The 13,316-nt window shown below is 38.6% G+C and carries 10 protein-coding genes and 2 pseudogenes (1 of these 12 cut by a window edge); 6 read left to right on the top strand and 6 right to left on the bottom strand.

What is annotated here, in order from left to right:
* Positions 1-340 precede the first annotated feature (340 nt).
* The 3 genes from A3H37_12030 to A3H37_12020 all read left to right on the top strand — a co-directional run bounded on the left by A3H37_12030 (position 341) and on the right by A3H37_12020 (position 6,355).
* Positions 341-2,539 carry a UDP-3-O-[3-hydroxymyristoyl] N-acetylglucosamine deacetylase gene (locus A3H37_12030; protein ID OGL51767.1) on the top strand — a complete coding sequence of 733 codons (2,199 nt, stop codon included), beginning with the start codon at positions 341-343 and terminating at the stop codon, positions 2,537-2,539.
* Between the two features lie 198 nt (positions 2,540-2,737).
* Positions 2,738-3,796, top strand: coding sequence for a hypothetical protein (locus A3H37_12025; protein ID OGL51766.1), 1,059 nt, complete (start codon positions 2,738-2,740; stop codon positions 3,794-3,796).
* A 120-nt stretch (positions 3,797-3,916) separates the two neighbouring features.
* A complete protein-coding gene (locus A3H37_12020; GenBank protein ID OGL51765.1) occupies positions 3,917-6,355 on the top strand; it encodes a DNA gyrase subunit A in 2,439 nt (812 codons plus the stop codon).
* Positions 6,356-6,396: 41 nt separating this feature from the next.
* Here A3H37_12020 and A3H37_12015 read toward each other — a convergent pair whose 3' ends face one another.
* On the bottom strand, positions 6,397-6,837 hold the full coding sequence (locus A3H37_12015) for a hypothetical protein (protein OGL51764.1): 441 nt from the start codon (positions 6,835-6,837) through the stop codon (positions 6,397-6,399).
* A 118-nt stretch (positions 6,838-6,955) separates the two neighbouring features.
* Here A3H37_12015 and A3H37_12010 point away from each other — a divergent pair.
* A pseudogene (locus tag A3H37_12010) lies at positions 6,956-7,189 on the top strand (hypothetical protein).
* Between the two features lie 1,279 nt (positions 7,190-8,468).
* Here A3H37_12010 and A3H37_12005 read toward each other — a convergent pair.
* From A3H37_12005 to A3H37_11985, 5 genes are all read right to left on the bottom strand, one after another.
* Positions 8,469-8,909 carry a hypothetical protein gene (locus tag A3H37_12005; protein OGL51763.1) on the bottom strand — a complete coding sequence of 147 codons (441 nt, stop codon included), beginning with the start codon at positions 8,907-8,909 and terminating at the stop codon, positions 8,469-8,471.
* 114 nt (positions 8,910-9,023) lie between these two features.
* Positions 9,024-9,287 (bottom strand): hypothetical protein, encoded by a 264-nt coding sequence (locus A3H37_12000; protein ID OGL51762.1) that lies wholly within the window; start codon positions 9,285-9,287, stop codon positions 9,024-9,026.
* A gap of 66 nt (positions 9,288-9,353) precedes the next feature.
* The gene (locus A3H37_11995; protein OGL51761.1) at positions 9,354-9,701 is read right to left on the bottom strand and encodes a histidine triad nucleotide-binding protein; all 348 of its coding nucleotides are present in this window, start codon (positions 9,699-9,701) and stop codon (positions 9,354-9,356) included.
* Positions 9,691-10,212, bottom strand: a complete 522-nt coding sequence (locus A3H37_11990; protein OGL51760.1) for a pantetheine-phosphate adenylyltransferase — start codon at positions 10,210-10,212, stop codon at positions 9,691-9,693. The genes A3H37_11995 and A3H37_11990 overlap by 11 nt, the downstream gene beginning before the upstream one ends.
* A gap of 1 nt (position 10,213) precedes the next feature.
* Complete coding sequence (locus A3H37_11985) at positions 10,214-10,771, bottom strand: 16S rRNA (guanine(966)-N(2))-methyltransferase RsmD (GenBank protein OGL51759.1); 558 nt, start codon at positions 10,769-10,771, stop codon at positions 10,214-10,216.
* A 245-nt stretch (positions 10,772-11,016) separates the two neighbouring features.
* Here A3H37_11985 and A3H37_11980 point away from each other — a divergent pair, with 245 nt between their 5' ends.
* Entirely contained in the window at positions 11,017-12,162 is a 1,146-nt protein-coding gene (locus A3H37_11980; protein OGL51758.1) for a hypothetical protein, read from the top strand.
* Positions 12,163-12,332: 170 nt separating this feature from the next.
* Positions 12,333-13,316: pseudogene (locus A3H37_11975) on the top strand (hypothetical protein) (it continues 288 nt past the right edge of the window).

The raw sequence follows: 13,316 nt of genomic DNA, 5'->3' as shown, positions 1-13,316 counted from the left end.
TTAACTGAGAACTTATAACTAATGACTTATAACTATTAGAAAGGCAGGGCAGGCTAAAGCCTCCCCTACCCTTTGTTATTTTTTAATCAAAAAATTCCTCGAAGCTTTGCTTCGGGGTACAATTAGTATTTATTGTCATTCCCGCCTGCCGGCAGGCAGGCGAAAGCGGGAATCTAGAGACAAAAAACTGGATTTCGGGTCAAGCCCGGAATGACAGGTAATTGCAATTAGTTCTAAGACTTTGATACCTCGCAGCTCTGCTGCGGGGTAGTTCATTATAAGATTTTTTCTAAAAATACAGTTGTATTTTTTTAATAAATTGATTAAAGAGGAAAATATTATGCGAAAAGGACATGTATTGATTGTAGATGATGAACCAAGCATCAGTACAACCCTTGAAGGGATTCTGACTGATGAAGGGTATGATGTCTCAATGGCAGAAAACGGAACCCAGGCCCTTGAGCTTGTCAAATCAATTTCTCCTGATGTAATCCTTCTTGATATCTGGATGCCGGGACTTGATGGCATTGAGGTTCTCAAGACAGTAAAGGAATTCCAGTCAGACCTTGAGGTCATAATAATGTCAGGACACGGAAGCATAGATACTGCAGTGAGGGCTACAAAACTTGGAGCATTTGATTTCATAGAAAAGCCTCTCTCTCTTGAAAATGTTCTCACAACCATTACCCACGCCATAGAACAGCAAAGGCTTATAAGGGAAAACCTTGAACTTAAAAAGGAGCTAATCAGAAAGCATGAAATCATTGGAGAAAATCCTTTAATTGCAGAAATGCGCCGTAAGATTAAAAACGCATATGAAACAAATAAGAATATCCTGATTACAGGTGAAAACGGAACCGGCAAGGAACTCATTGCAAGGGTAATTCACGCTGAAAGCAGACGCCGCAGCAAACCTTTTATTAAAATCAATTGTTCCATACTTGCAGAAAATACTCTTGAATCACAGCTTTTTGGATTTGAGGATCAGAGTTCACAAAAAGCAGAAACCTTCAAAAGAGGAAAATTTGAAATAGTAGAAGGAGGCACCTTGTTCCTTGATGAAGTGGATAAAATCAGTCCCGGGATACAGAAAAAGATTATAGAAGTTTTTGAAAGCAAGAAATTGAAGCGAACAGGCGGGAAAAAGAATATCCCCATCGACTTCAGGTTCATTGCTGCTTCAAACAAAGACATGTCAGAAGAAGTCAGGCTTGGCAACTTCGACCCGGAATTTTATAAAATCCTCACAGAAATCTCATTTTTTTCACCATCACTGAGAGACAGAAGGGATGACATTCCACTGCTTGCAAACTATTTTATGAAAGAATTTTGTGAGGAATATGGTAAAAATATAAAAGAGATTGATGATGAGGCAATGGTAGCTCTGAGCGTTTTTAACTGGCCCGGTAATGTGAAGGAACTGAAAAACATCATTGAAAGGCTCGTAATAACCGTGCCAATGGCTAAAGTCACTTTTAATGATATCCCTGCAGGAATAAAAGGAGAGAAAAAAGATGGCTCTTCATATCGTTTTGAAGGATACTCATCATTAAAAGAAGCCCAGACTGCATGGGAAAAGGAATTTATTGCCTATCACCTTAAAAAAAATGAATGGGACATGTCAAAAACTGCAAGGGTTATTTCCCTTGGAAAACGCAGTCTTGAGCGCAAGGTAAAAACCCTTAGCATTAACATTGGAAAAACAAAAGCATTAAACAAAAGACGCCAGAAAACTCTGAAAACAAGTGTTGTGCTATGCGGTCAGGGACTTCATTCAGGTCTTAAGACAGGATTGATTCTGATTCCCCAGCCTCCGAACTCAGGCATAACCTTTGGCAATATTTCAACAGGAGAAACAGTTCCGGCATTTCTTGACTACGTAGAATCAACAGAGTTCGCTACATCTCTCAGGAGCGGCAAAAGCCAGGCTAAAACTGTAGAACATATAATGGCTGTACTTCATATATACGGAATAAATAACCTTCTTATAAAAATCTCTGATGAAGTCCCTATAATGGACGGTTCTGCAAAGGACTTCTGCGAGCTAATCGAAGACGGCGGACTGGAGGAACAGGATGAATATGTTGAAGAAATTATCATAGATGATACATATTTTATTGGCGACCCTAAGGGAAAATACATATCCATAGAGCCTGCACCTGAATTTTCTATCCATTACACAATGGACTATCCAAAGCCCATCGGTCACCAGGAATTTACTTTTGTTTTAAAGAATGTGATAAATTTCAAGGAAGAAATAGCTCCTGCAAGAACCTTTTGCTTCCTGAAGGATGTTGAACTGTTGGAAAAAAAGGGATATATAAGCGGCGGAAGAATAAACAACGCAATACTCCTTGATGATGAAAAAGTTATCAACACTGAATTGCGGTTTAACAACGAGTTTGTAAGACATAAGATTCTTGACATAATAGGAGATTTTTACCTTCTTGGCAGGCCTGTAAAAGGAAGAATAACAGCAAGGTTCTCAGGCCATTCTGATAATATTGCGCTTTTGAATAAAATCAAAAAACTGTGTTAAAATCCCCCTTTGTCCCCCTTTTTCAAAGGGGGAATATGGAATTCGATTCATTTATGAAATAGCAGATTGCCCCTTCTGCCCCCCCATTTTTTTAGAAATAAAAAAGGGGGGATGAGGGGGAATTTGATTTTAAATGAGAATAGAATATAATCGTTTTTAGAAAATTATGAAGTATTTTTACCTAACGAAAGGAGAACTGTGCTGCACCGTCGCCTTGGCAGAACAAATCTGGAGATTTCCTGTGTCTCTTTTGGCGGGCTTCCTGTTACTTTTATTCCGCCTGAAGAAGCAATTAAAGTTATAAACGCTGCAATTGATGAAGGGATGAACTACTTTGACCTTGATGAGGGTCCTGCCCAGTTTCACGATAGGGCATATATTGACAGCCAGAATAAAATCGGGAAAATTCTCAAAACACGCCGTAACGAGGTCTATATTGGCGTAAAGACAATGAGAAAAAAAAAGGATGAAGTGCTTGAGGACATAAAAAGGGCGCATGAACTTCTTGTCAGAGGCACATCAAGAAAGATAATAGATATTTTCCACCTTGCCTTTGTAGATTATGATTACCATTTAAAAGAAATAACCGCGCCTGACGGAGCAATAGAGGGTTTAAAAGAGGCAAAGAAACAGGGTTTAATAAATTATACGCTTGTTGCAGGGCATAATCGCGGAGTCCTCATAGACGCAGTTAAAACAGGTGCCTTTGATGCTGTTGAGTTCCCCTTTAACATAGTTGAAAGAGAAGTAATTGATGACCTCATTCCTTTCGCAAACACGATGGATATAGGAACAATTGTAATGAAACCCCTTGGAGGAGGGCAGTTTGGAGAGGTAGCAGCAGCACAGCTTAAATGGATTCTTGAAAAACCAATAACTGCTGTAATCCCGGGAACAAAGACTGTTGAAGAAGTTAAAATGAACGCTGCTTTTGGAAGAACTCTGCAGAAAGTAACTGAAAGTGAATTAAAACAGCTTGAAGAATTTGGCAAGCGTATGGCAAAAATTTACTGCCATAGATGCGGTTATTGTCTCCCATGCAGCCAGGGTATAATGATTTTTGGATTGCTGGATATCCTCCTTGCAGGGGTGTTGAGTTTTGAAAAGAAAAAGATCGCTTATCTTCAGGCAGTAGAAAAGGGATTTCTTGTGCCTGCCTCAAAATGCACTGCCTGCGGTGAATGCATTCCCCGCTGCCCCTATGAGCTCCCTATTCCTGACATCATGAAGCAGGTGGTTGAGAAATTCGGGATATAAATAGTTTTCACCAAATTACCCTTCAAACCTTTATCTTGACACATAGGGAAAATATCAATTATAATCCTGTCAAATAAGACTTATTTTTAATGTATTTTTAAAGATTTAGAAAGGAAAAAAATGAACCCAGTTCAGCAGAATCTGATTCCGGTCAACATTGAAGATGAAATGCGGGATTCATACATTAATTATGCAATGAGCGTTATCATTGGACGGGCCCTTCCTGATGTAAGGGACGGGTTAAAACCTGTGCACAGAAGAATCCTCTATGCAATGGATGAATTGGGACTTCAGTGGAACAAGCCCTTTAAAAAATCAGCAAGAATTGTCGGAGAAGTTTTAGGCAAGTATCATCCCCACGGCGACACGGCTGTTTACGATGCAATGATAAGGATGGTTCAGGAATTTTCCCTGCGCTATCCCCTCATTTACGGACAAGGAAACTTCGGCTCAGTCGATGGTGATTCTGCAGCAGCAATGAGGTATACTGAAGTCAGGATGGCAAAGATTGCACAGGAGATGCTTCTTGACATCGATAAAGAGACAGTTAAGTTCACACCAAACTTTGATGAAAGCCTTAATGAACCTGAAATCCTGCCTGCAAGGATTCCAAACCTTCTCATAAACGGCTCATCAGGAATCGCTGTTGGAATGGCAACAAACATTCCTCCGCACAATTTAACTGAAATAATTGACGGAGCAATCATAGTTCTTGAAAACCCCGAAGCAAGTGTTGATGACCTGCTTCAGGTAATCAAGGGACCTGATTTCCCAACAGCAGCATATATCTGCGGCACATCAGGAATAGTAGAGGCTTATAGAACAGGCAGGGGCAAGGTAATGCTCAAGGCAAAAGCCGTAATTGAGAAGCCGAAAAAGGGAGGCAAGGATATCATTGTCATAACTGAAATCCCCTACCAGGTAAACAAGTCAAAGCTTCTTGAATCAATTGCAGAGCTGATGAGGGATAAAAAAATTGATGGAATTTCAGATTTGAGAGATGAATCTGACAGAGACGGAATGAGGATTGTAATTGAGCTTAAAAGAGATGAAATCCCTGAAATAGTTCTGAACCAGCTTTACAAGCATACCCAGCTTCACTCAACCTTTGGAATTATAATGCTTTCAATGGTTAACGGCGAGCCTCAGGTTCTTGACATCAGAAAGATACTGTACCATTTTGTTGAATTCAGGAAGGAAATTGTCATACTGAGGACAAGATATAATCTGCGAAAAGCAGAAGAAAGAGCACATATCCTTGAGGGATTAAAGACTGCTGTTGAAAATATAGATGAAGTAGTCTCAATAATAAAAAAATCCGCAAATCCTGCTGAAGCAAAAGAAAAATTGATGAAAAGGTTCCCTCTCTCGGAGATACAGGCAAGGGAAATTCTTGAAATGAAACTTCAGAGGTTGACAGGGCTTGAAAGGGAAAAACTTGTTGCAGAATATCAGGAGCTTCTTAAAACCATATCAAAGTACAAAGCCATCCTTGTAAGCGAGGAACTTGTTAAAAATATTGTAAAGGATGAGTTCAGGGAAATCAGGGAAAAATACGGAGACGAAAGGCGCACCCAGATTATAGAGGCAGAAGCTGAAATAGACATAGAAGACCTCATAAAAGAAGAAGACATGGTTGTTACCATTTCGCATTCAGGATACATAAAAAGGAACCCGACAAGCCTTTACCGCAGCCAGAAAAGAGGCGGAAAGGGAAAAATTGGAATGATAACAAAGGAGGAAGACTTTGTTGAGACCCTCTTTGTCGCAAGCACCCACAGTTACATCCTCTTTTTTACAAACAAGGGAAAAATCCTTTGGCTGAAAGTCCATGAAATCCCTCAGGCTGGCAGAGCGACAAAAGGAAGAGCAATTGTGAATATTCTGAAATTATCCTCTGAAGAAAAAGTCTGCTCCTTTGTTCCTGTTAAGGAATTTTCCGAGGACAGATATGTGATAATGGCAACAAAAAACGGAGTTGTTAAAAAGACAAACCTTGATGCCTTCAGCAACCCAAGGTCAACAGGAATAATTGCAATTTCAATAGATGAAGATGATGAGCTTGTCTCAGCAGGAATAACAGACGGGAACAAGGATATTCTGTTAGCAATGAAAGACGGAAATTCCATAAGGTTTAAGGAAGATAATGTAAGGCCTACAGGAAGAGGTGCAAGGGGAGTGACAGGGGTTTCGCTTGAAGAAAAGGACGAGGTTGTAGGAATGGAGGTGCTTAGCGAGGGGGCAACCATTCTGACTGTCACTGAAAACGGCTATGGGAAAAGAACCGAGCTTGATGAATACCGATGTCAGGGGAGAGGTGGAAAAGGAATCATAACAATTAAAACGAGTGACAGGAATGGCAAGGTAGTAGGAGTTATGCAGGTCCATGACAACGATGATGTAATGATGATAACTTCAGATGGAAAGGTGATAAGAACAGAAGTAAAAGGACTCCGTGTAATAGGAAGAAACACTCAGGGCGTACGTCTCATTGATATGGAAATCAGTGCAAAGGTTGTATCAATTGCAAGAATAGTAGAGGATGAAAATGGAGATTAGAAATATTCTATATTAAAAATGCAATAGCAAGTGGGTTTTTACTATTTACCTTGAGTCGGCAATACTTTAAACTTCTTAACATTACTACTCCCATACGTAGTCTTTACTTTAACTGAAACAACTCTTCCGTTTTTTCCAACCACCATCTCAGGTACTTCAACAACAATGTTTTCAACATCCCAGGAAAGAATACCAGCCTCAACCTGATTAAACAGCACTAAGCTATTTTCATTTTCTTCACCAAAATTTATTCCGCTAATCTCAATTTCTGAATCAAATCTTCCTTTTTTAGGAAATATCTTATTAATTTTTGGTAACAGTTTTATGAATTTGAAAGGATATAAATTACTTTCATTTTCAAAGGCGGTAATTACCTTAATTTTATTTATTCCTGGTTTACATCCCCATGGCACAGAGATTTCAATGCTCTCATCTTTCCAGTCTAAGACAGGTGCCTCAATGTCGTCTGTTCCAAACTTCACGAAAACTACAAGACCTTCTGCATCGCAGAAATTTTTTCCAGTAATTGTTATATTGCTTCCATAACGACCCTTGCTTGGGTTGACTTGTGAAATTTCAGGAATCGTATTGCTGCATATTATAGTAGTAGTCGTAGTAGTTGTTGTTGAGGTCGTTGTTGTCGTAGTTGAAAAAGTTGTTGAGGTCGTTGTTGTCGGTGCCTCAGTTGTAGTCGTAGTAGTAGTAGTAGTAGTAGTAGTAGTAGTTGTTGTTGTTGTTGTTGTTGTTGTTGTTGTTGTTGTTGTTGTTGTTGTTGTTGTTGTTGTTGTTGTTGTTGTTGTTGTTGTTGTTGTTGTTGTTGTTGTTGTTGTTGTTGTTGAAATTGCTGTAAAATTAACCCCGGTAACATTAGCGCCGGATACTGTTTGTGAACTTGATGAAGGTGTAAAAGTATAACCTGTCTTAGATGGCGTTACAGCATAACTAGCAGGCGGAACACCTGCAATTGTGTAAGTACCATTTGCGCCTGTCATAGCAGACCTTGTCCCATCCGAAACCGTAACACCGGATAAACCTGTACCACCTACTATCACAGTGCCTGAAATAGAATAGGTAATTAATGTTGCTGTAAAATTAACCCCGGTAACATTAGCGCCGGATACTGTTTGTAAACTTGATGAAGGTGTAAAAGTATAACCTGTCTTAGATGGTGCCACAGTATAAGTACCGGCAGAAACATTAATAATGGTATAATTACCGTTTGCATCTGTAAATGTAGACCTCGTCCCATCCGAAACTATAACACCGGATAAACCTGCACCACCTACTGTCACAGTGCCTGAAATAGTATAAGTTGGCTCAGTAATCAACGTTGCTGTAAAATTAACCCCGGTAACATTAGCGCTGGATACTGTTTGTAAACTTGATGAAGGTGTAAAACTATAACTTGTTTTAGATGGTATTATAGTATAACTATTTAGCGGAACACTTGCAATCGTATAAGTACCATCTGCACCTGTCATAGCGGACCTCGTCCCATCCGAAACCGTAACACCGGATAAACCTGCACCACCTACTGTCACAGTGCCTGAAATAGAATAGGTAATTAATGTTGCTGTAAAGTCAACTCCGGTAACATTTGCGCCGGATACTGTTTGTAAACTTGATGAAGGTGAAAAACTATAACCTGTCTTAGATGGTGTTACAGTATAAGTACCAACCGGAACACCTGTAATCGTATAAGTACCATCTGCACCTGTTATAGCGGACCTCGTCCCATCCGAAACCGTAACACCGGATAAACCTGCACCACCGACTATCACAGTACCTGAAATAGTAGGGTTAAAAACGATTGATCCTGTCCCTATATCAACATTGGCAGTAAAACTCTGACATTCATAAGGAAATTCTGTGAAAAACAGGATTAAAAATATTATAAGATAGAATATGATAGATTTAAAACGCATATATATTCTCGCTTTTGGTTTAATCATTTTACTTTGTACTTTGTAAAAATATTTTATTATCATTGATTTGTCAAGGACATTTTCAGCTTCACTTTTTTTTCTTATATTTTTTTCAAGCCTTTAACTCTTCACATATCTAAACCTATCGGAATAATTAAAAAGGTTCATAATATAAAATGTCTAAGAAATCAAGAAACTCCATTTTTTTTAAATGGTTTAATCTTTTTTATCAAATCAAATGGGTATTCAACATTCCCCAAAAGAGTTGAAAAAACCGCTTTTCCCTTAACCTGATATTCCATTTTTCCTGCAAGAAATATTTTAAATAATGACCCTGATATCTCTGTCAGCTTGACATCCACAGAAACATCTACAGTGGTCTTACCTCTTCCGGGTATTGAAATTCTGCTTTCAGTCTTTCCTGAGCCAAGCTCTTTATCGTTAACGAGTATGGAATATTCGAGCTGCTCAACAGTCAAGCCAATCCAGTTTGGATTTTTTATTTTAAAAGTTACTACTGCCTTGAACCCGTCATTGGTTAAATCCCTGATTGTTATCTTATCGGCCTTGAATGAGCACTTCTTGACTGCCCCTTTCAAGGAACACGAAACAGGAGAGAAAAGAAGCAACAGAACTATCGCTACTGCAGATAGCCTTCTTTTATTAATAACGGTTCTATGGAATAAAATATCCTTGATAAACATAATCAAAAATTAAAATTTTGGTCCGCAACAGTTCATCCCTTATTTTTTAGAAACCAACAATTCCTTCACAGCAGGCGGGATATAGACACTTTCAATATCATACCTTGAAAGCTCAATAGCAAGAATATCAACCTTTTCTGCAGCTGTAAGATTTCTGCTGATAATTATTCTTTCTTTCCCTTTAATCTTGCATGAACCGCCCTTAAAAGAGATTCCCTCTTTTTTAAGGTCTTCATAGCTTATTTCAACTGAAAGCCTTTCTGCCAATTCCTCTAAGTGGTGTAAAACTATTTCCTGTTTCATAGTTATACAGTATACATAAACGAGATTGCTTCTCTTCGCTTGCAATGACAGCAAGCTGAAATTTCCTTATCCCGGCGGCCATTCCATTTTTCTGCCTCCAAGAAGATGGAAATGAATATGAAAAACTGACTGCCCTGCACCGGCATTGCAGTTCATAACAACCCGATACCCAGATTCTCCTATGTTCTTATCAATGGCAATCTTTTTTGCAGCCAGAAATATGTTTTTAAGTATATCTCTGTCCTCCTCTGTAAGCTCTTGAGCAGTTGGAATATGTTTTTTTGGAATAAGCAGTATGTGAACTGGTGCCTGAGGATTAATATCTTTTATCCCTATTACAAGGTCATCCGAGTAAACAATCTCACCCTTGATTTCACCCTTTATTATCTTGCAAAAAATGCAATTAGAATCCATCTTTAATCTCCTGACTCAGTTTCTTTTTTGCAAATTTCTTTTTTAATGCCTTTATAACAACTTCAGGAACCATTCCTGAAATGCTCCCTCCATAAGAAGCAACCTCTTTGACAATTCCTGAACTCAGGTAAGAATATTTCTCTGTTGACATAAGAAATACTGTTTCCACCTTTTTCCCGAGTTTCCTGTTTGTTATAGCCATCTGAAACTCGTATTCAAAATCAGACACAGCCCTCAAGCCTCTGATTACCGCCCCCGCGCCAACTTTTTTCACATAATCAACAAGCAATCCGTCAAATATATCCACCTTTATCCCTTTACTGCCTTCCATTGTTTCCTTAATCATCTTCTCTCTCTCTTTAAGAGCAAACAGGGCTTTCTTTGCTGAATTCCTTGCAATGGCAACTATCACCTCATCAAATATTGCAAGTCCTCTTTCAATTATGTCTTTATGGCCATTTGTTATGGGGTCAAATGAGCCGGGATATACAGCTATTTTTTTAGATGGCATTTCAGTTCATCTCTTTCTTGAAAATTGAAATACTGGTGTCTCCTATTTTCTTTATACGGGCTAGCTTAAGCCCTCCAAACATTTCATGTAATTTATCTTTAAAAAAATGTTCTGCCAGAATAAGACCGTCTTGGTTGATAATATCAAAATCAGCCAGCAACTTCAATGATTCTCCGCACAATCCTGAAGCATATGGAGGGTCAATGTAAATTATGTCAAATTGTTTTCCATCCCTGTTAATGGCTTCGATTGCTTTAGAGAAATCCATTTTCAGAATGATTCCCTCTTTTTCCAAACCAAGTCTCTCAAGATTCTCTCTGAGAATTTTAGCTGTTCTGAATTCTTTTTCAACAAAAACAACCTCTCTTGCCCCTCTGCTCAGGGCTTCTATGCCAACGCTTCCTGTTCCTGCAAAGAGGTCTAAAAATGAAGCATTTGAAACCCTGTTGCCGAGAATATTAAAAACAGTCTCCCTCACCCTGTCCATTGTTGGCCTGAGGCTTCTGCTTTTTGAAGACTTTATCCTCTGACTGCCCTTAATACCGCCAATTATTCTCATTATCCTTAATCATAAGATATATCTCTATATAGTAGAAATATTTTTTTCTGTCAATTGATTAGCTCGCTAAAATATGATTTCTTGGCTTGATAATTCCTGAATAAATAATAGAATCAGACAAGCTTTAAATTTTTATTATCTCGTTGTAAGTTAGAAATGATTAGTGATATCAAGTCAAGTTGTTAATTTATAGTTCTGGGTTTTCATTTAATCGTTTCTAAAAGAATAAGAAACAAGGGGTATTGATGAAAGAAAAAGATTTGGTAAATGCTATTAAAAATTTATATCATATAAACCTTGGAGTCAGAAAAGGAGAAAGAGTTCTTGTTTTTTCGGACTGTATAAAAGAAAGCGAAAAAATATCAATGCGGGAAAGAAAAAGACGGGAAGAACTCTTGCAGACCGCAAAAAAGACCTTTGAAGCTGGTTCAGAAATAACCAGTACAACTTTTATAAGTTACGATGCAACATTGTCTCACGGCGCAGAACCTCCCGAGTTTATATGGGAAGAAGCATTTGGTAAAAAGATATATGCAGAGTTGCGGGACAGCGGATTGCTGTTAAAATTCATAAATAAAAGAGAGGAAGAAAAAGATCTTAAAGAAGCTGAAGAATTAATAATTGAAAACAAAAATGACGCAGTGGATGTTGTAATTGCAATGGCAAATTTTTCTGTAAGCCATACAAAATTCCGGGACTTCTTAACAGGGTTGACAGGAGCAAGGTTTGCAAGCCTTCCACTATTTGACCCTTCAATGTTTCTCACTTCAATGGATGTTGACTGGGAGATTGTCGCTAAAAGAACAAAACTGATAGCATATAAGCTTACTCAGGCGCATAAAGCTATGATTACATCTCCAAACGGAACCAATATTACGCTCGGATTAAAAGGAAGAGACGGGTTTTCTGACACAGGAATTTTAAAAAACAATGGGGATTTCGGAAATCTTCCCGCAGGAGAAGCCTTTATTGCGCCTGTTGAAGATACTGCTGACGGAATGCTTGTGATTGAATGGGCACCAACAGAAAAACTCTCAAGTCCGATTGTTTTTGAAATAAAAAATGGAAAAATATTCCTTGTTCGGGGCGTTTCAGAATATGCTTTGAGCCTGAGGAATAAGCTTGATGAAAACCCTCTTAACAAAACCATTGCAGAGCTTGGAATCGGAACAAATTACATGGCTTCAAGAATCGACAACATTCTTGAAGCCGAAAAAATATCCGGAACAATCCACATCGCCTTTGGAGACAACAAATCCTTTGGAGGAAAGGTGAGAACAAGTTTTCACCAGGATTTCATAGTGCTTGAACCCACATTAACCCTCGAATATGAAGATGGCAGCAGGGAAGTGATTGTTGACAGGAAAAAGATCGTATGCCTTGAAAAATAGGAAAAGCTTGAGGGTTTAGGTAAAAACTAAATTTTAACAGGGTGTTAAAAAATTCACAGCATTGTCATTGCGAGCGAAGCGCCTGCCTGCGGTAGGCAGGCAATGACACCGAACAGGCACTTTTTCAACAACCTTTTAATAACTATTTTATACAAAAAAAGTAGAATTTTATGGAAAATACAGAGAGCCTGAAAAAAGAGCTTTCATCCTGCGTAAAATGCGGAGCGTGTCAGTCAGCATGCCCTGTTTTCCTGCAGCTAAAAAGAGAGCATGGGGTTGCAAGAGGGAAATTTGCCCTTATCCAATCCCTGATTGACGGAGAAATAGAAGTTACTGAAAGGTTTGCAGAAGTAATGTCTCAGTGCGTTCTCTGCCTTTCCTGCAAGGAAACCTGTGCTGCCAAGATAGAGGTTGAGCAACTTATACCATTTGCCCGCCATGAGGTTTTGAAGAACAGGGGAATCCCCTTTAAAAAGAAAATAGCCTTAAGTATCCTTTCTTCAAAGGAGACTCAAAAAAAAATTATTTTTAGTCTGCTCAGAATCCTTGACCCTTTGTTTCTGAAAAAAATTACTGAAAGCAGTGGGCTCTATTACCGTTTTTCATTTTTCCTTGAAAGAGGAAGATTCATCCCCGGACTTGTCAGAAAACCATTCTCTGATAGATACAGGCAACCGCTTCAGGGTGATACAAAAAAGCCAAAGGTGTTTTTCTTTCCCGGTTGTATGATTAATTTTGTTTATCCAAACATAGGTGAATCTGCAGTTGGTATCTTAAAGAAAATGAACTGCACTATAATCTTTCCTAAGGAGAAAAATTGCTGCGGATTCCCTGCTTTTGCATCAGGAGATATTGTAGCTTCAAAAAAATTGGCTGAAGCAAACCTGAATGAATTCTCCAAAACGCAGTTTGATGCAATCGTTGTCGCCTGCGCAACCTGTGGGACAGCATTCAAAAAAATCTATGATTACCACTTTAAAAACCAGAATAATGAAAAGTTTTCACGATGGAATGAAATAAAAAAGAAAATATTTGATATTTCAGAATTCATTATTGAATTCGGCAAACAGGATTTAAGCAGAAAGCTTCCCATCTCAGGGAATCAGCAAAGAGTCACATACCACGACCCGTGCCACCTGAAAAAATCGCAGGGG

The sequence above is a fragment of the Candidatus Schekmanbacteria bacterium RIFCSPLOWO2_02_FULL_38_14 genome, assembly GCA_001790855.1.
In the GTDB taxonomy this organism is placed as follows: Bacteria; Schekmanbacteria; GWA2-38-11; order GWA2-38-11; family GWA2-38-11; genus 2-02-FULL-38-14-A.
The sequence above is the reverse complement of the archived record's forward strand: the minus strand, read 5'-3'. Positions and strand labels throughout refer to the sequence as shown.